This window comes from Streptomyces sp. NPDC002055 (assembly GCF_040296705.1).
GTDB lineage: Bacteria > Actinomycetota > Actinomycetes > Streptomycetales > Streptomycetaceae > Streptomyces.
The window spans coordinates 25,226-43,899 of sequence record NZ_JBEOXS010000007.1 but is presented as its reverse complement, the minus strand read 5'-3'; the positions used below and the strand labels follow the sequence as shown (position 1 = coordinate 43,899).

The window sequence follows — 18,674 nt, the reverse complement described above, 5'->3', positions numbered from 1 at the left end:
AGGGTCGGGGCACTGCTGACGGACGCGCTGTGGCGGCCGGGGCTGCTGGCGGTCGGGGCGCTGCTGGCGGTCCGAGGGGGCGAGGACGTCAGGCCGGAACCGCGACCTCCGGCGTCTCGGCGGCCGGAGCGGCGGCGCCGTGGCCCGCGGAACCGTCCGCGGTGCGGCGGGTGCTCTTGAGGAGGACGACCAGCGCCGCCGAGACCCCCGTACCGGCCACTACCGCCAGGACGTAGAGCAGCGGGCTCCCGATCAGCGGAACCACGAACGCACCGCCGTGCGGAGCACGCAGGGTGCAGCCGAACGCCATCGACAGCGCCCCGGTGACGGCACCGCCCGCCATCGCGGAGGGGATGACCCGCATCGGATCGGCCGCGGCGAACGGGATCGCGCCCTCGGTGATGAAGGAGGCGCCCAGCACCCAGGCGGCCTTGCCGTTCTCCCGTTCCGCCTTGGTGAACAGCGAGCCGCGCACGGTCGTCGCCACCGCCATGGCCAGCGGCGGAACCATCCCCGCGGCCATCACGGCGGCCATGACCTTGAGGCTGCCGTCGTTGGGATGGGTGAGCCCGCCGATCGCGAAGGCGTACGCGACCTTGTTGAGCGGGCCGCCCAGATCGAAGCACATCATCAGGCCGAGGACGGCGCCGAGCACGACGGCGTTGGCACCGGAGAGGCCGCTCAGCCAGTCGGTGAGCCCCTTCTGCAGGGCGGCGACCGGCTTGCCCACCACCAGGAACATCAGGAACCCGACCACCGCCGACGAGACGAGCGGCAGGACCACGACGGGCATGATGCCGCGCAGCGCTGCGGGGACATCGACGCGTTGGACCGCCATCACCACGGCTCCGGCGAGCAGTCCGGCGATCAGGCCACCGAGGAATCCGGCGTTGATGGTGAGGGCGACGGCGCCGCCGACGAAACCGGGCACGAGGCCGGGCCGGTCGGCCATCCCGTAGGCGATGTAGCCGGCGAGGACGGGGACGAGGAATTCGAAGGCCGTGCCACCGATCTGGAAGAGCAGCGCGGCCCAACTGGCCGCCTCGGTCCAGAGGAAGTGCTCGGCGACGGACGGCGCCTTGTCGACCTGGTAGCCCCCGATCGCGAACGCCAGGGCAATGAGGAGGCCTCCGGCGGCCACGAAGGGAACCATGTAGCTGACACCGGTCATCAGCCAGGTCCGCAGCCGGGTGGCGGCGCTTTCGCCCGTGGCTCCTCCGCCTGAGCCACCGGCCGCCCTGGCAGCCGCCGCCCCGGATCCGGCGCCGGCCTCACCGGCAGCGCCTCCACCTGCGGCGGCACCCTCTGCCGCATGAGCGCGCAGCGGCAGCGGGCGGCGTGGCCCGCCCGCGGTGCTACGGGCCGTGGCGTCGGCGGGCTCCGACGGGAACGCGCCGGTCCCGGACTCGGCGTGCTGGGCCTTCTGCCGGGCCTCGGCGAGCAGTTGCGCCGGTCGGTTGATTCCGGCCTTCACCCCGACATCGACGACGGGCTTCCCGGCGAAACGTTCCTTGGCCCGTACCGGAACGTCATGCGCGAAGATCACGGCGTCCGCCGCGGCGATGACGCCAGGGTCGAGCCGCTGGAACCCCGCCGATCCCTGTGTCTCGACGTCGATTTCGACTCCCTCGGCGCGAGCGGCCCGTTCCAGGGACTCGGCGGCCATGTAGGTGTGCGCGATTCCCGTGGGGCACGAGGTGACGGCCACGATCCGGAACGGAACGCTCTCGCCGCCCGCCGGTTCGGCGTCGGAGGCCGCGGCGGTCATCTGGGCCGCACCCGTCGAGGCGGTCGTCCCGGCCGCATCCGTCGAGGCGGTCGTCCCGGCCGCGCCCGTCGAGGCGGTCGTCCCGGCAGCACCCGTCGAGGCAGTCATCTCGGCCGTCTCGGCCGTCCCGGTCGTGCCGCCCGCCGTCCCACCGGACTCCGGAAGGCCGACCCCGCCGGCCCCGCCGACAGCGTCAGCAGCGTCGACCCCGCCGGCAGCGGCATCCGGGCCCGCCGCGTCGGCAACGGCCTCGGGGCCCGACTCCGTGTCCGCCGCGCCCTCGCCCCGGAGCAGCGCGGCCATCGACTCGGCACTCCGCCCGGAGCGCAGCGAGGTCGTGAACTCGCTCTCCATCAGCCGTCTGGCCAGGCTCGAAAGAATCGACAGATGGGCGTCGTCCGCCCCCGTCGGCGCGGCGATCAGGAAGATCAGGTCGGCCGGTCCGTCCGGTGCGCCGAAGTCGACACCGGGAGTGGCCCGTCCGAAGGCGAGCGTCGGCTCGGTGACATGGGCACTGCGGCAGTGCGGTATGCCGATGCCGCCCTCCAGACCGGTCGGCATCCGGGCCTCGCGGGCGGCCACATCGGCCAGGAACCCGTCGAGGTCCGTCACCCGGCCCAGGGCCGCCATCCGTTCGGCGAGAGCGCGCGTGGCCGCTTCCCTGGTGTCGGCGGACAGGTCGAGATCGACCAGATCCGCGGTGATCATCTCGCTCATCGCGGGCTCCTTCGCACGTGGACCGTCGCTACGGGCGGCTACGGGGTACGGGGGCCGTGGCCCCCGCTCTGGGCAACCGGCCACTCGGCCGGGGCGGACTGGCGGCCGACCACCGGCCCGCCCGCGGAGCCGTGCGCCGAACCGTTCGCCGCCCGGTCATGTCGCGGGCTCCTTCAACACGCGGTCCAGTGGCACGTCGGTGGTCACCGTGACCGCGGCCGGGTCGAGGTCGGCGGGTGCGGGCATGACGCTGCCGGGCAGCCGCACGGCCGCCGCGCCGTGGGCCACGGCCGCGGCGAGGGCGTCGGGGCCCGTGCCGCCCGCGGCCAGAAAGCCCGCCAGGGACGCGTCCCCCGCACCGACGTTGCTGCGTACGGCCGCCACGGCCGCGCTGCCGAAGTACGCGCCCGAGTCGTCGAGCAGCAGTTGTCCGTCCGCGCCGAGACTCGCCAGTACGGCGCGGGCGCCCATGTCCCGTACGTCCGACGCGGCCCGGAGCGCGTCACCGACCGTGGTGAGGGGACGGCCCGTGGCCTGGGCGAGTTCCTCGGCGTTCGGCTTGACCACGTCGGGGTGTTCGCGGAGTGCGGCGACCAGCGGGGGCCCGGAGGCGTCGAGGGCGATGCGCCCGCCCGCCCGGTGGGCGCGGGCGACCAGTTCCGCGTACCACGCGGGGGCCAGCCCGCGCGGCAGGCTGCCGCAGCAGGCGATCCAGTCGGCGCCGGCGGCGTGGGCGCGGACCGTGTCGATCAGCGATGCCGCCTCGGCCGGGGCGAGTTCGGGTCCGGCGGCGTTGATCTTCGTCAGGGTGCCGTCCGGCTCGGCGACGGAGATGTTGGAGCGGGTGTGGCCGGCCACCGGCACCGGGGCCACGGAGATGCCCTCCGTCTCCAGCAGCCCGGCGACCACGTCACCCGCGGGGCCGCCGAGCGGCAGGACGGCGAGCGTGCGGTGCCCGGCGGCGGCGACCGCACGCGAGACGTTGACGCCCTTGCCGCCGGGGTCCATCCGGTCACCGGTGGCGCGCAGCACCTCGCCCCGGTCGAGGCGGGGAACCTCGTACGTCCGGTCGAGGCTCGGGTTCGGTGTGACGGTGAGGATCATGCGAGGACCAGCTCCGTGCCGGCCCGTTCGACGGCGCGCGCGGCATCGGCCCCGAGCCCCGTGTCGGTGATGAGCAGGTCGACGTCCGACAGGTCACCGAAGCGGGCGAAGTGTTCCTGGCCCGACTTGGCGGAGTCCGCGAGCAGCACCACCCTCCGGGCGGCGGCGACGGCCGCGCGTTTGACGGCGGCCTCGGCCAGGTCGGGGGTGGTGAGACCGGACTCCGGGGAGAAGCCGTTGGTGGCGAGGAAGAGCACATCGGCGTGGAGCTCGCCGTAGGCCCGCAGCGCCCAGGCGTCGACCGCGGCCCGGGTCCGGTGCCGGACCCTGCCGCCCACCAGGTGGAGGGCGACGCCGGGATGGTCGGCGAGCCGGGCCGCGACGGGCAGCGCATGGGTGACGACGGTGAGCTCGGCCGCGAGCGGAAGCGCGGCGGCCAGCCGGGCCACCGTCGTGCCGGCGTCGAGGATGACGCTTCCGGACGTGGGCAGTTCCTCGATGGCGGCGCGCGCGATGCGGTCCTTCTCGTCGGCGGCGGTGCTCTCCCGCTCGGCGAGGTCGGGTTCGAAGTCGAGGCGGCCCGCCGGAATGGCGCCGCCGTGGACACGCCGGACCAGCCCCGCCCGGTCGAGTGCCTTCAGGTCGCGCCGGATGGTCTCGGCCGTGACCTGGAACTCCTCGGCGAGGGAGAGCACGTCCACCCGACCGCCCTCGCGGGCGAGGCGGAGGATCTCCTGCTGGCGCTCCGGTGCGTACATGTGGGTTTGCATCCGTTCCATGCCCGAACCTGTGATTCCCCGGGAGGCTACGGCGCGATTCCCGGGAAGTAAAGAGGTTCGGACATGGAACGGGCACAGCCGGACAACGGAGCAAGTACAGCCGGACAGGGCTGGACCCGCTGCGCGCCTCCTCGGCCGCCCGGCTCCCCGGGCGGCACCCGGTTCGGACCGGGACGGGCCCGAGCCGCTCGGTGATCAGCCGGTCAGAGCGGCTTCCCTGCCTGCCGCATCTCCCGCGTCGCCGTCCGCCACGTCCGCGGCATCTCCCGCGTCGCCGTCCGCCACGTCCGCGGCATCTCCCGCGTCGCCGTCCGCCACGTCCGGCACATCTCCCGCGTCGCCGTCCCGCACCTCCGCCGCATCTCCCGCGTCGCCGTCCCGCGTCGCCTCCGCGTCCTCCGCGCCGGCCGCCTCGCCCACCGTCCGCGCCTTCGCCGGCAGCGCGTAGACCAGGACGAAGACCAGGCCCAGGATTCCGGCGACCCAGCCCAGCGCGTGGGTGAAGGCGCCGGCGAAGGCCTGGCCCATGGCGTCCGGGGTCACAGGCCGGCCCCCGGCACCCGGCGCGAGGTCGTCGAGCTCTCCGAAGAACACGACGGAGACCAGCCCGAGCCCCAGCGCCACGCCGACCTGCTGGGTGGTGTTGATCAGCCCCGAGGCCGATCCGGAGTGCTCCCGCGGCACCTCGGAGAGCACGGCCTCGGTCAGCGGAGCCACGATCAGGCCCATCCCGATCCCCATCACGACCAGCGGAAAGGCCATCTGCCAGGAGGAGATGCCGGTTCCGAAGTGGTCGGCCTCCCAGATGTAGAGCAGCAGTCCGGCGATCATCGCCAGCGCGCCCGCCTGCAGCACCCGGCGGCCGAACCTCGGGACCAGCTTCTGCACGGAGACGCCCGCGGCGGCCGACACCGCGAGCGAGAACGGCACGCCGGTCAGCCCCGCCCGCAGCGCGCTCCAGCCCAGGCCGAGCTGCATGTACATCGTCCAGACCAGGAAGAAGATCCCGGTCACCACGCCGAAGGTGAGCGACACCCCGATGCCCGCGGCGAAGCTCTTCACCCGGAACAGGGAGAGCTCCACCAGGGGCGATCCGTCCCGGCGGGTCTTGGCCCGCTCATGCGCGACGAAGCCGAGGAAGACCACGACGCTGCCCGCCATGCACAGATGCCCCCACAGCGGCCAGCCGAGCTCGCGGCCCCGGGTGAGCGGGTACAGCAGCATCACCAGGCCGAGCGTGGCCAGGGCGACACCGACCAGGTCCAGCCGCAGGGCGTGCGGGGACCGGGACTCGGAGATGAAGCGGCGTCCGAGGAACAGCCCGGCGATGCCGACCGGCAGGTTGACCAGGAATATCGGCCGCCATTCCAGGCCGAAGAGGTTCCACTGGGTGAGCAGCGCGCCGATCAGCGGGCCCGACACCGCGGCGAGGCCGATCACCGCACCGAACATCCCGAAGACCTTGCCCCGTTCGTGCGCCGGGAAGGTGACATGGATGATGGCCAGCACCTGAGGCACCATCAAGGCCCCGCCGGCGCCCTGCAGCAGCCGGGCCGCCACCAGCATCTCCGGATCGGCGGCGATACCGCACAGCATCGACGCCAGCGTGAACCCGCCCATGCCGAGCAGGAAGATCCGCCGGCGGCCGTAGATGTCGCCGAGCCGGCCGCCGGTGATCAGCCCCGCCGCGAAGGCCAGGGCGTAGCCCGCGGTGATCCACTGGATGGCGGTGAACGAGGCGCCGATGTCGCGCCGCAGTTCGGGGATCGCGATGTTCACGATGGTGACGTCCACCAGGTCCATGAAGCTCGCGGTCATCACCACGGCGAGCGCGAGCCAGCGGCGGGGGTCGGGTGGTGCGGACGCCGGGTCCGTGACGGCGGCGGGGACGGGGGCGGTGGTCATGAGGCGCGGCCTTTCTGGCACTTCCGGTCGGGCACTTTCGGTCAGGCGGTGCCGGGGCGGCGGTTCCGGGGCGTTTCCCGGGCACTTCCTGGAGCGCACCGAACACTAGGGCGCCTCTAGGACAGGAGATGTCCCATACGGTCACGGGCAGGGCCGGAGGACCGGACAGGGCGAACCCCGGTGCCGGGGGGGGAGGGCACCGGGGTTCGGTTCAGGGGGCCGACGCGGCAGCTCGGGGGCTTGCGCGGCGGTTCAGGGGGCTTACGCGGCGGCGTCGAAGCCGGTGTCGCGCGCCATCTTCTTCAGCTCCAGCAGCGCGTGCTTCTCGATCTGGCGGATCCGCTCGCGCGTCAGGCCGTGCCGCTTGCCGACCTCCGTCAGGGTCCGCTCCCGGCCGTCCTCGATGCCGTACCGCATCTTGATGATCGACGCGGTGCGGTGGTCGAGCTTGCCGATCAGCTCGTCGAGGCCTTCGCGGCGGAGCATCACCAGCACGGACTGCTCGGGTGTGGCCGCCGACGTGTCCTCCAGCAGGTCGCCGAACTGGGTCTCGCCCTCGTCGTCCACCGACATGTTGAGGCTCACCGGGTCGCGCGCCCAGTCGAGGACGTCGCCCACGCGCTCGGGCGTGGAGCCCAACTCGGCGGCGATCTCGGCGTGCTCCGGCTCCCGGCCGTTCTCGCGGTTGAACTCGCGCTGCACACGCCGGATCCGGCCGAGCTCCTCGACCAGGTGCACGGGCAGCCGGATCGTCCGGGACTGGTCGGCGATGGAACGGGTGATGGCCTGCCGGATCCACCAGGTCGCGTACGTCGAGAACTTGAAGCCCTTGGTGTAGTCGAACTTCTCGACCGCGCGCACCAGGCCCGCGTTGCCCTCCTGGATCAGGTCCAGCAGCGGCAGCCCGCTGCGCGGGTAGCGGCGGGCCACGGCGACGACCAGCCGCAGATTGGAACGGATGAACACGTCCTTGGCGCGCTCGCCCTCGGCAGCCACGACCTCCAGCTCCTCGCGGCTCGCGCTCTCCCCGGAGCTCTTGCCCTCCCCGGAGCCCTCGCCCTCCCCGGAGCCGGAGCCCTCGCCCTCGGCGACGGGTGACGCCTCCACGCCGTCGAGGATCTGCCGGGCGTAGACACCCGCCTCGATGGTCTGGGAGAGCTCGACTTCCTTCGCGGCATCGAGCAGGGGTGTGCGCGCTATCTCGTCGAGGTACATGCCGACCAGGTCGCGGTCGGCGATCTCCCCGCCTGCAGCGCGAACACTGTTGGCCCGGTCGGTCTCGGTGGAGGCGGACTGACGACGGGCGACGGCACGGGTTGCCATGCGTGCTCCCTTGCGATGAGTCGGTCGCGGGTCAAGCGGACGTACACCTCGGATCGGGTGCCCGTTCCGATGGAAACAACGACTGGAATCCGGACAGAATTCCCAAGCCGTCCGACGATTTTTGTGATCATGCAGTACCCTGTCCGGCCACAGAGGGGGCACCATGCGGATCGAGCCAGCCGATGTGCAGGTCAGGCCGGGAACGGAAGGCGACCTCGCGGCCCTGACGGACATCTACAACCACTACGTCCGCGAGACGGTGATCACCTTCGACACCGAGCCCTTCACTGCCGGGCAACGTCGCCCGTGGCTGCTCCCCTACCCGAAAGACGGCCCACATCGCCTCCTGGTTGCGCAGGATCGCGGCGGGCGTGTGGCCGGCTACGCCACGAGCAGCCCGTTCCGGCCGAAACCGGCGTACGCGACCTCGGTCGAGGTCACCGCCCCGCGGCGCCGGGTGATCCCCCTCACCCCAGGCGCCCCACCCCTCTCACCGAACTCCGCGACAGGCCCCTTGTCGCCTCAAGGGACCCACCTTTTTGTTCAACTTTCAAGAACTGCCCTCGTACAGTGGTCCCATGACAAGCGGAACCGCGGACGAGCCCCGCTGGCTCACCGACGACGAACAGCGCACCTGGCAGGCCTATCTGCACGCGACCGCGCTCCTGGAGGATCACCTCGACCGCCAGTTGCAGCGCGACGCGGGCATGCCGCACGTCTATTACGGCCTGCTGGTGGCCCTGGCGCGCGCCCCGCGCCGCCGGATGCGGATGACGGAGCTGGCCCAGAACGCCAAGATCACCCGGTCCCGCCTCTCGCACGCCGTGGCGCGTCTGGAGAAGCAGGGCTGGGTGCGTCGCGAGGACTGCCCGTCCGACAAGCGCGGGCAGCTCGCCGTCCTCACCGAGGAGGGGTACGCGGTCCTGGAGAAGTCGGCCCCGGGCCATGTGGCCGCCGTCCGCGCCGCGATCTTCGACCGGCTCGACCCGCAGCAGGTGGAGCAACTGGGCGAGATCTGCCGGATCATGGCCGAGGGGCTCCAGCCGGAGCGGGGCGCGGACCTTCCCTGGCTGCGCTGAACCGGGGATGCGCTTGGGCCGGGGATGCCCTTGAGCCCACGGATCCGCTCGAGCCGGGGATCCGCTTGAGCCGGGGATCCGCTTGAGCCGGCACCGCCGCGTCCGCGAGGAACAGGCCGGACCGCACGCCCCGCCCGCCATCACGCCCGCCCGCCATCACCCACCACCGTCCCCGCACAGCCGCAGGGCCCCGCTCGGCACGAGCGGGGCCCCTGACCGGCCGGTATGCGCCGACCGGCCAGTACGCGAAGACCGGTCCGTGCGCGACGACCGTTCAGCGCGTCAGTGCGCGAGGACCGGCACCGTCACCTCGTCCTCCACCGGGTGCCCCTCGTCGCCCGAGCCCGCGACCTTCTGCCCGCCCTGGCCGCGGGTGGTGATGAAGGTGAAGGCGATGGCCGAGGACACCAGCAGGATGCCGACCGCCCACCAGATCGCGCTGGTGTAGCCGTGCACCATCGCCGCGAGCTTCAGGGCCTTCGGCGACGTCGCCCCGGCCGCGTGCGAGGTCGCGTAGGCCGTGGTGGCGCTCGCCGCGATGGTGTTCAGCAGCGCGGTTCCGATGGCGCCGCCGACCTGCTGCGAGGTGTTGACCATCGCGGAGGCCACCCCGGCGTCCCGCGGCTGCACCCCGTACGTGGCCAGGCTCATGGCCGGCATGAAAGCCGTGCCCATGCCGAGGCCGAGCAGCAGCTGCGCCGGCAGGATCAGCGTGGTGTAGTCGCTGCCGACCTCCAGCCGGGTCAGGAGCAGCATGCCGGTGGCGGCGACCAGGAAGCCCGGTGCCATCAGCAGCCGCGGCGGGACACGGTTCATCAGCCGGGCGCCGATCTGCGTCGAGCCGGTGATCATGCCCGCGATCATCGGGAGGAAGGCGAAGCCGGTCCGGACCGGCGAGTACCCCTTCACGATCTGCAGGTAGTAGGTGAGGAAGAGGAACAGGCCGAACATCGCGATCACGGCGAGCCCCAGCGAGGCGTAGACCCCGCCGCGGTTCCGCTCGGTAACCACGCGCAGCGGCAGCAGCGGCGCCTTGACCCGGGATTCGACCAGGGCGAACGCGGCCAGCAGCACCCCGGCGGCGACGAACAGGCCGAGGGTGGCCGAGGAGGTCCAGCCGTCGGACTCGGCGCGGGTGAAGCCGTACACCAGGGCGACCAGGCCGAGCGTGGAGAGCACCACGCCCGGGATGTCGAGGGTGGAGCGGTTCCGGCTGCCCTCGGGCTCCCGGATCACGAAGTACGCGCCGGCGGCGGCGATGACGGCGAACGGGATGTTCACGAAGAACGTCCAGCGCCAGTCCAGGTATTCGGTGAGGAAGCCGCCGAGGATCAGGCCGACGGCACCGCCGCCGCCCGCGATGGCGCCGTAGATGCCGAACGCCTTCGCCCGCTCCTTGGCGTCGGTGAACATCACCGCGAGCAGGGACAGCGCGGCCGGCGCGAGCAGCGCGCCGAACGCCCCCTGCAGCGCGCGGGAGCCGAGGAGCACCCCGGTGTTCACCGCGGCGCCGCCCAGGGCCGACGCGCCGGCGAAGCCGACCAGGCCGACGAGGAAGGCGCGCTTGCGGCCCCACAGGTCGGCGATCCGCCCACCGAAGAGCAGCAGCCCGCCGAAGGCCAGGGCGTACGCGGTGATGACCCACTGCCGGTTGCCGTCGGATATGCCGAGGTCGGCCTGGGCGGAGGGCAGCGCGATGTTCACGATGGTCGCGTCGAGGACCACCATCAGCTGGGCGAGGGCGATGAAGATCAGCGCTTTCCAGCGCCGTGGATCGAGTGCCGGAACGGAATCGGGCATGGCTGTGCCTACCTCAGGGTGCGGAGTGGGAGAAACGGGACGTTCAGAAGCGAGGACGGAGAACGGGAGAACAGGAAGACGGTGAACGGGAGGACGGAGAACGGAGGGACGGCGGAAGCGGGCGGGAAACGCGGGGTGCCTGTCGCGGGAAGGTCGGTGCGTGCAAGATCACGGTGCGTGCGGGACGCCGCCCGGTACCGGCCCAACAGGGCGGTACGGGCTCAGGGCTGCTGCCGGAGGTCCTCCAGCGTGGCCGCGGAGCCCGGGAGTTCGGAGCGGGCCGGGGTGTGCAGGCCGTCCAGGAACAGCTGCAGATGGCGGTGGATGAACTGGTCGAAGCCGCCGCAGGCGTTGCCGGGCAGCGGCCGGGTCAGCTGAGTGATCGCCACCATCAGGTCGCCGACGGCGATGTCCTCCCGCAGCCGGCCGTCGCGCCGCGCGCGGTCCATCAGCGCTTCGATGGCGTGATCGAGCCGGTCGCGGGCCGCCGCGTGCTCCGGATGGTCGCGGTCGATACCCTCGGCCAGCAGCGGGCAGAGCGCCCCGATCCGCTCGTCGGCCGCCGCGTGGACGAAGCGCCGCAGCGCCTCGAAGCTGTCGGTCTCCTCGGCGAGCGCGGCCTCGGCCTGGTCGGCGATCCGGGACATGACGTCCAGCGTGACGCGGTGGATCAGCTCGCCGCGGTCCGGGAAGTGACGGTAGAGCGTCGCGTTGCCGACGCCCGCGCGACGAGCGACCTCGTCCAGCGGGATGTCGGGGCCCTGCTCGACGAGCAGCTCCCGGGCAGCGGCGATGATCAGCTTCCGGTTGCGCAGCGCGTCGGCCCGCAGCCGGGGCTTGTGGTGCCGCTCGGTGGTGGGGCTGGTGGTGGTGACCAACTCCGGCACCCCTCTCCTGGTCGTGTCGGACCCGTCGCCGGTTCCTGCCCTGCTGGACGGTCCGGCCCCGCGGCGGGCGCGGGATGTGGGGAGCGAGTCCCCGTTTGATCCGGACACCGTCTTAACGGGGACTGAGTCCCCGGATATTTCAGGCCGCCGCCGTGACCTGCGTCACACCCCACCCCGGCCGGGCCGCGAACGCCGCGTGCCTCCGCGCTATAACGCTCCGGGGTGGAACGTCGCCCGGACGGCGCAGGGCTGCCGCCCGGACGGCCGCATCCGGCGCGCCACCGCCCGGTCCGCCGCAGCACGGTGGTCACAGAGCGCGGTCGGCCGTGGACGACTGCCCCCGACCGGAAGGCGGCAGCATGACGCCACACCGCCCCCGAATAGGCGAGGCCCTCGCGCACAGGGCCCGCCCCCGCAAGCCCCGCCGCTGCACCGCGCTCCTCGCCGTCGCCGCCCTCGGGCTCACCGCCCCCACCACCGCGACCGCCACCGTCACCCTCGGCACCTCGGGCCCCTCCCCGGCCACCCGGGCCGAACCGGACGCCCCCTGCGCGCCCGCCACCGTCCCCGGGGTGCAGATGTCGGAAGGCCTGCCGACCCCGCCGGGCCACAGCCCGAGCACCGGAGTCCTCCGGTCCCTGAACCTCATGATCGACTTCCCCGACGCGCACGGCGAGGGCAGCCCGCGGGCGCGGTTCGACGAGTTCTTCCCGGCGACCGCCGACTGGTACCGGACCAGCTCCTACGGGGCGCTGGAGTACCGGGCCGAGGCGCCGGTCATGGAGTGGCTGCGGATGCCCCGCTCGTTCGTCGAGTACGGGGTGGACCGCGGCGTCAGCTACGAGCCGGGCTACCGGCAGCTGGCGAAGGACATCGCGGAGGCCGCCGACGCCCGGGTCGACTTCGGCGCGTACGACGTGGTCAATGTGCTGGTGACGCCGAACGCCGGCCCGTCCGCGCTCGACACCGTGCTCTCCGTGACCTTCGCCGGCATACGCGACGCCCCGCAGGCGGACGGGGTGACGCTCGGCCACATGTCGTTCGTCTACAGCCGCCAGGACGACGGCTCGGCGACCGCGGGGCTGAACGCCTACCGGGTCCTGCCGCACGAGAACGCCCACGCCCTCGGACTGCCCGACCTCTACACCGCCCAGGGCGGCACCCGGGCCGGCCACTGGGACATCATGTCCGAGGACTGGGGGGCCAACAACGACTTCCTCGCCTGGCACAAACGCAAGCTCGGCTGGCTCGGCGGCAAGCAGGTGGTCTGCGCCGACGGGACCGGGAGCAGCGAACACACCATCAGCCCGCTCGCCCGCCCGGACGGCACCAAGCTGGTGTACGTGCCGGTCTCCGGACGGACGGGGTACGCGGTCGAGGTCCGCACCCAGGAGGGGAACGACGCCGCCGTCTGCAAACCGGGGGTCCTCGTCTACTGGATCGACACCGGGGTGAGCAGCGGCGAGGGGCCGGTCACCGTCAAGGACAGCAAGCCGCACAGCGACGGCTGCACGACCCGGCCCAACGTGAACGCGGAGCTGACCGACGCGCCGTTCGCCCCCGGGGAGCGGATGGCGGACAGCACCACCGGGATCACCGTGGAGGTCATCGGCTCCGACGCGTCCGGCAACCACCGGGTACGGATCACCCGGCCCTCGTGACTCCCCCGGCCCTTCCGACGCCTGCGGTTCTGACGCCTGCGGTTTTGACGCCTGCGGTCGGCCCTCCCGGCCCGGCGCCGGTACCGGCCATCGGGCGATGACGCGCCCCACGGACGCGACGCACAACCCCGCGCCCCCCACCGAGCAGCGCGCTGAGCGCTCGCACGGCGCCACGGCGCACACCCGCCCCCGCACATGCTTCCGCGTGCGGATCCGCTCCGGCCGCCCCGCCGTGGCGGGCGCATGGGCCGGGTCACCCGAGCCGGGTGACATCGCAGGAACTCCCTGCGGCCGTGGGTCCGGTCCCGGACTCACGGGCGGATCCGCACGCGGATCGTGGGCGGCAGTGGTACCGGCAGGCTGCCGGACGGGTACGGAAGCCCGCCCCATCGGAGCCCCGCCGAACAGGTGCGGACCACCCGCACCTCCCGGCGTCCACCGTCAGACGCCCAGCCGGCCACCGGTCAGCCGCGCCAGCGGGCGACGGCGGCGCGCGGCGCGCCGACGGAGCACCACCACGGTGGCACCGGCCACGGCGGCTCCGGCACCGGCGGCGACGGTCGCCACCTTCCGCGCCTTGATCACCATCCAGGCCGTGCCCGCCGCGGCAACGGCCTTCTTGGGGGCCTCCGCAGCCACAGTGCGACCGGTGGCAACCGCCTTGTCGGCAGCCACCTGCGCCTTCCCCGCGGCGGCCTGCGCGGCCCGCGTCGCGGTCGTCGCCGCGCTCCCCACGGTCGCCCCCGCCTCACCGGCCGTGTCCTTGGCCTTGTCGGCGGTGTCCTTGGCCTTGGCCTCGGCGGCCCTGGCGTTGGCAGTGGTACGACGGGCAGCGGTACGCACATTCTTTTTCTCAGTCATGACCTTCGCCTAACCGCTCGGCATCCCAGCAAACCCATCGCGATACCGACCGGCCCCCACGAAGAACACCAACCCCTGAGATCACGTCAGTTCTCGAACATCGCGCGAAAATACCGCCGCTGACGAACACAAGTGCCGTCGAGTACCCGCCCCAGCAGCCGACAAACCAATCATCCAGCAGGAATGACCAGCAAAAGCACGGGAATTCGAGTCACCGGAGGTTGATAGACATGGTTCCCCTTCTTCTCGTACTCCTGCTCGCCGCCCTGCTTTTCGGCGCCGGTTTCGCCCTCAAGGCCCTGTGGTGGATAGCGGCGATCGTCCTGGTCGTCTGGCTGCTGGGCTTCGTGGTCCGCCCCGCCGCCTCGGGCGGCCGCCGGGGCCGCTGGTACCGCTGGTAGACCCGGCCGGGACACGACGGCAGCACAACGATGATCAGCAGGACCTGGTCCGCTGAAGCGGACAGGACCCGATCACCCGCAGGAACAGAGAGGCATTCACCTGTGACCGAGAACATCTGGGCTTACACGCCGACGGCCGGTTACCTGACCGGCACCGACCTCGCGGGATACACGGTGGAGGCCACGGACGGCAGCGTAGGAAAGGTCGACAAGCACTTCGACGAGGCGGGCTCGGCCTTCGTCATCGTCGACACCGGAATCTGGATCTTCGGAAAGCACGTCCTGCTGCCTGCGGGCACCATCTCCAGCGTCGACCACGAACTGAGGACGCTCTTCGTCGCCCGCACGAAGGACGAGATCAAAAATGCCCCGGAGTTCGACAGGGACCAGCACTCCACCGACCCGGAATACCACCGCCAGGTGGGCGGCTACTACGGCGGCTTCCCCGCCTGACCAGCACCCACCGCGCGCCGGGCCGCCGGCCTCCCCCGAGGAGGACCCGGCGGCCCGGCGCCGCGTCGGCCCCTCCGGCCGTCCGCCCCCGACGATGCTCCGGTCCCCAGCCAGCCGGCCGACCCCACCCGCTACACTGAGGCACCGAAGATCCCCGCCTCCGTAGCTCAGGGGATAGAGCACCGCTCTCCTAAAGCGGGTGTCGCAGGTTCGAATCCTGCCGGGGGCACCAGCCAAGGCCCCGGATCGATCATGATCCAGGGGCCCTTGGCTGCACTAGTTGACGGCAGTCGCGTCTCAGGCGGTCGGCAGACGGCGCTTGAGTAGCCGGTCCATGTGGCTGATCGCTTCCCGCTGCGTGTCGTGGGCGACGTGGGTGTACACGTCCATCGTGATCATCTGGCTGTGCCCGAGGATCTCCATGATTGCCCTCGGGGCGACACCGACGGCAGCAGCAGTGCTGACTGGACAGGGCGGAGCTCAGGCAGGTGCCCTCAGGGCGGCAGTAGGTGGTGCTACTGCCGGAGCCACCCGGACGCGGGGCGGATACGGCCGGCGCGCCGACGGGTGGGGTGGTCGAGCGCTTCGCGAGCCGCTGCCGTCAATTCGCGGAGGCAGATCTCACTCTTCTCCAGCGCTTCGTCGAGGTGCTCCCGACAGCCCTCAGGCACTGAGTCGCCTAGTCTCTTGATTGCATCCAGGTGGACCGCGGTGGCGAGAATCCAGTCCTCGAATCGCTTCGCGATGTGGGCTGGGCCATGTAGTTCGACGGCGGTCACCAATCCCATCAGCTGGTTACATCGCTCCATGCCCGTTCCTGCTATCGCGGATGCTTGGGCATGGGTGGGGGATTCCAGTGCTTCGCGTGCGAGAGTGCTCAACTCCCCGGCCAGCGTGAGCCACTGGGCGAAGGCGTCTTGGCGGGATTGGCTGCGCCAGAGCATGTGCTCGGTGCGAGACTGCAGACGCGTTGCTAGATAGGTCAGTGCACCTACTGCTACCGCGGTTCCTCCCGTGACCGCCGAAGCGACGACCGCGGCGACACCCTCGTCCATCTGGCCTCCATATTCGCGAGCTCGGTCAGTACCTCAGGCACGGGTCATCCCGGTCTCAGGCTCCCCGGTCAACCACTGCCGCAGCATGGCTGCCTTCCCTTGCCGTCCCAGTAGAACGTACGCCTGCTCCCAAACCACGGGGTCCGCCAACGGCAGCCCTCTCCACGAGCCTGTGACCTGCGAAGGCAACGGCACGACTTGGTCCGCAGACCACAGTGCGAATCCCACCAGCAGGTCGATTGAGTGATCCCCACCGTCAATGACGAACCTCCGCCTCGTCGCATAAAGCGGATCGCCGCCGGTCCCATCCGAGAACCGGAACCCGCCCTCGGCAAGCGCGTCGCGCACCGCTTCGTCCGGGGAGTCAACGGTCAGATCCCAGTCGTGAGCAATCTCGGCGAGCCCGAGGGCAACGAGCAAACCAGACCCACCAAGCGCAGGCTCCATACCCTGCGCTCGTAAGCTCCAGACGACGCGCTTCACAAGGTCAATAGGTGGCGTTCGCATGGAGGCAGGCTAGCTAGAGCCGGATGTGTGACGGCAGCATTTGACGGCAACAGCGGGGCACACTGCCGAACCAGCACGAGCATTGGCGTATGGCATCACCTAGGACGCGCTCAATGAGGCACGTCCACGGACGTCGAGGCAGAACCCCTAAGCGGGTGTCAGGTTTGAATCCTGCCGGGGGCACAGAAGAAGGGGCCGGTCCAGGCGGGTTTCCTCCCGGGTCGGCCCTTGGTCGTTTCTGGGCTCTGCCCTACGCGTGCCACTACGTCCGCTACATCGACATGTCGACATGGAGTCGGCTGCCGTCAGCAGGCACCCCCACCATATTGGCGTCCAACGGGTGAATCAGGCCATTCGGTGCGTGGCGGTCGGCGTGCCAGCGGGAAGGCAATCTGCACACCGGACATGCGATGGGCAGGGAGCGTCCTGATGCCGAAGTTTCTGATCCACGCCACCTATACAGCCGACGGCACCAAGGGGCTGCTCAAGGAAGGCGCGAGTGGGCGGCGCGCTGCCGTCGAGCAGGTCGTCACGGCCCTCGGCGGGACGGTCGAGTCCGTGTACTTCACCTTCGGGGAGAACGACGTCGTACTCATCATCGACCTCCCCGACCCGGTCTCCATGGCCGCCATCAGCCTCACCGTCAAGGCCAGCGGGGCCCTGCACACCCGGGCCACTCCCCTCCTCACCGTCGAGGAGATCGACGAGGCCACCCGTCGGCAAGTCCCCTTCCGGGCTCCCAGCGCGTAGGGGACGAGCAGCACTACGTCATCGGTTATCGGTTCGGTGCGTACATGCCAGAGCGCATGTGCAATACCGGCCCGGGCTATCGTCCCGTCGCCAGTGCCGCAGTGACGGCGGCCTCGGCGTGGAGGCGAGTGGTGGCGAAGACGGGGACGGGGCTCTGCTCCGGGCCGATGAGGAGCTCGATTTCCGTGCAGCCGAGGATGATGCCCTCCGCACCGGAGGCCACCAGCCTGCCGATGACCTCGCCGTAGGCCGCGCGGGACTCCTCGCGGACGATGCCGAGGACCAGCTCCTCGTAGATCACCCGATGGACGACGGCCCGGTCGTCCGCGTCGGGGACCAGGACCTTCAAGTCGTGGCCGGCCAGTCGGTCACGGTAGAAGTCCTGCTCCATGGTGAACGCGGTGCCCAGCAGTCCCACTCGATGCAGGCCGGCGGCTTGCACCGCAGCCGCTGTCGCGTCGGCCAGATGCAGGAGCGGAATGTCCACCGCCGCGGACACCTGATCGGCGACCTTGTGCATGGTGTTGGTGCAGATCAGCAGCATGTCCGCCCCGGCGTTCCGGAGGGAGCGGGCGGCGTCGGCCAGCACCTCGCCCGCCTCGTCCCAGCGCCCGGCGACCTGCAGCCGCTCGATCTCGGCGAAGTCGACCGAGTACAGCACGCACTTGGCCGAGTGGAAGCCACCCAGCTGCTCCCTGACCTGCTCATTCAACAGCCGGTAGTACTCGGCCGTGGATTCCCAGCTCATGCCGCCGATCAACCCAATGGTCTTCATCTGTCCACTCTTGCATGCCTCTTGCTGCTGCTGTCGTGGATTTCTCTGGCGTACATGCATCGTCCGAGGGGATGGAGAAGGAGCCGTACCCCGCACCCGACTATGCATCCATGGGGGCGGCTTCGGCAGCACAACGTCGAGGCGAACGACACCTGCCGGACCCGCCTCGGGTCTGGGTGTTGCGGGCCGCCGGCATCAGGGGGGCGCCGCCGACGGCCCTGTCTCAGGTGCGGCGCCGCTGGTAGACGGGGCCGCCACTCGTGGCCGGGTCGAAGGGCCGGAGCCGGTAGATGCGCATGCACTCGGGGCAGGCGTAGAGGATCGCGCCGGGGCCGCTGCCGGTCTCGATCAGGGCAATCAGGGTGGGGCGGTCGGTGTAGTCCTGGTGCCAGTTGCACAGCCGGCGTGTCACGGGCGTTCCTCCCGGTGCTGGGTGAGCAGCCACTGGCAGTCCCGCGCCAGGGCCGTGACCTGGATGTGCGCGGAGAGGGGTCCCTCGCCCAGCCCCTCGGCGACCTGCCGCCGGATCCGGTCCAGGCCGGCCCGCCGCTGATACCAGGCGACACTGCCGCGCCAGAGACGATCCGTGGACGCCTCCACCCCGGGGAACAGCAGCGCGATGTGCCCGCGCAACAGCTCGTCGAGACGCACCAACTCGGCCATGTCGATGCGACCGGAGGCGGTGCGTAAGGACCGGACGATGGTGTCCTGGATGGTTGCTTCGTCGATGGGGCCGGGGCCCTGGTGAATGCTGCCCTCGCCGGTTCCCAACATGGTGTCCTCCCGCTCGATCCCTGCGTCGTCGCGCTGTACAAGGACGCTAGGGGCCGAGCGGTGACGGAAGTGCTA

18 protein-coding genes, 1 tRNA gene and 2 pseudogenes are annotated in these 18,674 nt (G+C 71.4%); 7 read left to right on the top strand and 14 right to left on the bottom strand.

The window, feature by feature from the left end; translation table 11 throughout:
- Nucleotides 1-88 precede the first annotated feature (88 nt).
- The 5 genes from ABT112_RS05755 to ABT112_RS05735 all read right to left on the bottom strand — a co-directional run bounded on the left by ABT112_RS05755 (nt 89) and on the right by ABT112_RS05735 (nt 7,596).
- Nucleotides 89-2,485: a PTS fructose transporter subunit IIABC gene (locus tag ABT112_RS05755; protein ID WP_351505948.1), complete on the bottom strand. Its 2,397-nt coding sequence runs from the start codon at nt 2,483-2,485 to the stop codon at nt 89-91.
- 156 nt (nt 2,486-2,641) lie between these two features.
- Nucleotides 2,642-3,589: a 1-phosphofructokinase gene (pfkB, locus tag ABT112_RS05750; RefSeq protein WP_351505946.1), complete on the bottom strand. Its 948-nt coding sequence runs from the start codon at nt 3,587-3,589 to the stop codon at nt 2,642-2,644.
- The gene (locus ABT112_RS05745) at nt 3,586-4,347 is read right to left on the bottom strand and encodes a DeoR/GlpR family DNA-binding transcription regulator (protein WP_351506153.1); all 762 of its coding nucleotides are present in this window, start codon (nt 4,345-4,347) and stop codon (nt 3,586-3,588) included. The genes pfkB and ABT112_RS05745 overlap by 4 nt, the downstream gene beginning before the upstream one ends.
- Before the next feature lie 216 nt (nt 4,348-4,563).
- Entirely contained in the window at nt 4,564-6,273 is a 1,710-nt protein-coding gene (locus ABT112_RS05740; RefSeq protein WP_351505944.1) for an MFS transporter, read from the bottom strand.
- A 261-nt stretch (nt 6,274-6,534) separates the two neighbouring features.
- Nucleotides 6,535-7,596, bottom strand: a complete 1,062-nt coding sequence (locus ABT112_RS05735; RefSeq protein ID WP_351505942.1) for a sigma-70 family RNA polymerase sigma factor — start codon at nt 7,594-7,596, stop codon at nt 6,535-6,537.
- 163 nt (nt 7,597-7,759) lie between these two features.
- On the opposite strand from ABT112_RS05735, the pseudogene ABT112_RS05730 reads away from it, so the two are divergent.
- Nucleotides 7,760-8,038, top strand: a pseudogene (locus ABT112_RS05730) (GNAT family N-acetyltransferase); the annotation flags it as partial.
- 136 nt (nt 8,039-8,174) lie between these two features.
- Entirely contained in the window at nt 8,175-8,675 is a 501-nt protein-coding gene (locus ABT112_RS05725; protein ID WP_351505940.1) for a MarR family winged helix-turn-helix transcriptional regulator, read from the top strand.
- Between the two features lie 282 nt (nt 8,676-8,957).
- Here ABT112_RS05725 and ABT112_RS05720 read toward each other — a convergent pair whose 3' ends face one another.
- Nucleotides 8,958-10,475, bottom strand: coding sequence for an MFS transporter (locus tag ABT112_RS05720; RefSeq protein ID WP_351505938.1), 1,518 nt, complete (start codon nt 10,473-10,475; stop codon nt 8,958-8,960).
- A 221-nt stretch (nt 10,476-10,696) separates the two neighbouring features.
- Complete coding sequence (locus ABT112_RS05715) at nt 10,697-11,362, bottom strand: TetR/AcrR family transcriptional regulator (RefSeq protein ID WP_351505936.1); 666 nt, start codon at nt 11,360-11,362, stop codon at nt 10,697-10,699.
- A 359-nt stretch (nt 11,363-11,721) separates the two neighbouring features.
- Between ABT112_RS05715 and ABT112_RS05710 the strand changes: the two genes are divergently transcribed.
- On the top strand, nt 11,722-13,023 hold the full coding sequence (locus ABT112_RS05710) for a M6 family metalloprotease domain-containing protein (protein ID WP_351505934.1): 1,302 nt from the start codon (nt 11,722-11,724) through the stop codon (nt 13,021-13,023).
- Between the two features lie 441 nt (nt 13,024-13,464).
- Here the strand turns inward: ABT112_RS05710 and ABT112_RS05705 are convergent, their stop codons facing one another.
- Nucleotides 13,465-13,884, bottom strand: coding sequence for a hypothetical protein (locus ABT112_RS05705; protein ID WP_351505932.1), 420 nt, complete (start codon nt 13,882-13,884; stop codon nt 13,465-13,467).
- A 230-nt stretch (nt 13,885-14,114) separates the two neighbouring features.
- Here ABT112_RS05705 and ABT112_RS05700 point away from each other — a divergent pair, with 230 nt between their 5' ends.
- The 3 genes from ABT112_RS05700 to ABT112_RS05690 all read left to right on the top strand — a co-directional run bounded on the left by ABT112_RS05700 (nt 14,115) and on the right by ABT112_RS05690 (nt 14,970).
- Nucleotides 14,115-14,285 carry a hydrophobic protein gene (locus tag ABT112_RS05700; protein ID WP_351505930.1) on the top strand — a complete coding sequence of 57 codons (171 nt, stop codon included), beginning with the start codon at nt 14,115-14,117 and terminating at the stop codon, nt 14,283-14,285.
- Between the two features lie 102 nt (nt 14,286-14,387).
- Nucleotides 14,388-14,738 (top strand): PRC-barrel domain containing protein, encoded by a 351-nt coding sequence (locus ABT112_RS05695; RefSeq protein ID WP_351505927.1) that lies wholly within the window; start codon nt 14,388-14,390, stop codon nt 14,736-14,738.
- 156 nt (nt 14,739-14,894) lie between these two features.
- Nucleotides 14,895-14,970: transfer RNA gene (locus ABT112_RS05690), tRNA-Arg, on the top strand.
- 65 nt (nt 14,971-15,035) lie between these two features.
- On the opposite strand, the pseudogene ABT112_RS05685 reads toward ABT112_RS05690, so the two are convergent.
- From ABT112_RS05685 to ABT112_RS05675, 3 genes and pseudogenes are all read right to left on the bottom strand, one after another.
- Nucleotides 15,036-15,188: pseudogene (locus tag ABT112_RS05685) on the bottom strand (site-specific integrase); the annotation flags it as partial.
- A gap of 65 nt (nt 15,189-15,253) precedes the next feature.
- The gene (locus ABT112_RS05680; RefSeq protein ID WP_351505925.1) at nt 15,254-15,793 is read right to left on the bottom strand and encodes a hypothetical protein; all 540 of its coding nucleotides are present in this window, start codon (nt 15,791-15,793) and stop codon (nt 15,254-15,256) included.
- Between the two features lie 33 nt (nt 15,794-15,826).
- Complete coding sequence (locus tag ABT112_RS05675; protein ID WP_351505924.1) at nt 15,827-16,300, bottom strand: hypothetical protein; 474 nt, start codon at nt 16,298-16,300, stop codon at nt 15,827-15,829.
- A 429-nt stretch (nt 16,301-16,729) separates the two neighbouring features.
- Between ABT112_RS05675 and ABT112_RS05670 the strand changes: the two genes are divergently transcribed.
- Complete coding sequence (locus ABT112_RS05670) at nt 16,730-17,050, top strand: GYD domain-containing protein (protein ID WP_351505922.1); 321 nt, start codon at nt 16,730-16,732, stop codon at nt 17,048-17,050.
- Between the two features lie 76 nt (nt 17,051-17,126).
- Here ABT112_RS05670 and ABT112_RS05665 read toward each other — a convergent pair whose 3' ends face one another.
- From ABT112_RS05665 to ABT112_RS05655, 3 genes are all read right to left on the bottom strand, one after another.
- On the bottom strand, nt 17,127-17,825 hold the full coding sequence (locus ABT112_RS05665; protein ID WP_351505920.1) for an aspartate/glutamate racemase family protein: 699 nt from the start codon (nt 17,823-17,825) through the stop codon (nt 17,127-17,129).
- A gap of 223 nt (nt 17,826-18,048) precedes the next feature.
- The gene (locus tag ABT112_RS05660; protein WP_351505918.1) at nt 18,049-18,237 is read right to left on the bottom strand and encodes a hypothetical protein; all 189 of its coding nucleotides are present in this window, start codon (nt 18,235-18,237) and stop codon (nt 18,049-18,051) included.
- A complete protein-coding gene (locus tag ABT112_RS05655) occupies nt 18,234-18,599 on the bottom strand; it encodes a DUF6415 family natural product biosynthesis protein (protein ID WP_351505916.1) in 366 nt (121 codons plus the stop codon). The genes ABT112_RS05660 and ABT112_RS05655 overlap by 4 nt, the downstream gene beginning before the upstream one ends.
- Nucleotides 18,600-18,674: the final 75 nt, after the last annotated feature.

Bases quoted from the DNA above. Each gene is read 5' to 3' on its own strand.
- ABT112_RS05735 (WP_351505942.1), bottom strand. From the start codon at position 7,596: ATGGCAACCCGTGCCGTCGCCCGTCGTCAGTCCGCCTCCACCGAGACC.
- ABT112_RS05740 (WP_351505944.1), bottom strand. From the start codon at position 6,273: ATGACCACCGCCCCCGTCCCCGCCGCCGTCACGGACCCGGCGTCCGCA.
- ABT112_RS05675 (WP_351505924.1), bottom strand. From the start codon at position 16,300: ATGCGAACGCCACCTATTGACCTTGTGAAGCGCGTCGTCTGGAGCTTA.
- pfkB (WP_351505946.1), bottom strand. From the start codon at position 3,589: ATGATCCTCACCGTCACACCGAACCCGAGCCTCGACCGGACGTACGAG.
- ABT112_RS05710 (WP_351505934.1), top strand. From the start codon at position 11,722: ATGACGCCACACCGCCCCCGAATAGGCGAGGCCCTCGCGCACAGGGCC.
- ABT112_RS05720 (WP_351505938.1), bottom strand. From the start codon at position 10,475: ATGCCCGATTCCGTTCCGGCACTCGATCCACGGCGCTGGAAAGCGCTG.
- ABT112_RS05670 (WP_351505922.1), top strand. From the start codon at position 16,730: ATGCCGAAGTTTCTGATCCACGCCACCTATACAGCCGACGGCACCAAG.
- ABT112_RS05755 (WP_351505948.1), bottom strand. From the start codon at position 2,485: ATGAGCGAGATGATCACCGCGGATCTGGTCGATCTCGACCTGTCCGCC.
- ABT112_RS05705 (WP_351505932.1), bottom strand. From the start codon at position 13,884: ATGACTGAGAAAAAGAATGTGCGTACCGCTGCCCGTCGTACCACTGCC.
- ABT112_RS05700 (WP_351505930.1), top strand. From the start codon at position 14,115: ATGGTTCCCCTTCTTCTCGTACTCCTGCTCGCCGCCCTGCTTTTCGGC.
- ABT112_RS05680 (WP_351505925.1), bottom strand. From the start codon at position 15,793: ATGGACGAGGGTGTCGCCGCGGTCGTCGCTTCGGCGGTCACGGGAGGA.
- ABT112_RS05665 (WP_351505920.1), bottom strand. From the start codon at position 17,825: ATGAAGACCATTGGGTTGATCGGCGGCATGAGCTGGGAATCCACGGCC.
- ABT112_RS05745 (WP_351506153.1), bottom strand. From the start codon at position 4,347: ATGTACGCACCGGAGCGCCAGCAGGAGATCCTCCGCCTCGCCCGCGAG.
- ABT112_RS05725 (WP_351505940.1), top strand. From the start codon at position 8,175: ATGACAAGCGGAACCGCGGACGAGCCCCGCTGGCTCACCGACGACGAA.
- ABT112_RS05655 (WP_351505916.1), bottom strand. From the start codon at position 18,599: ATGTTGGGAACCGGCGAGGGCAGCATTCACCAGGGCCCCGGCCCCATC.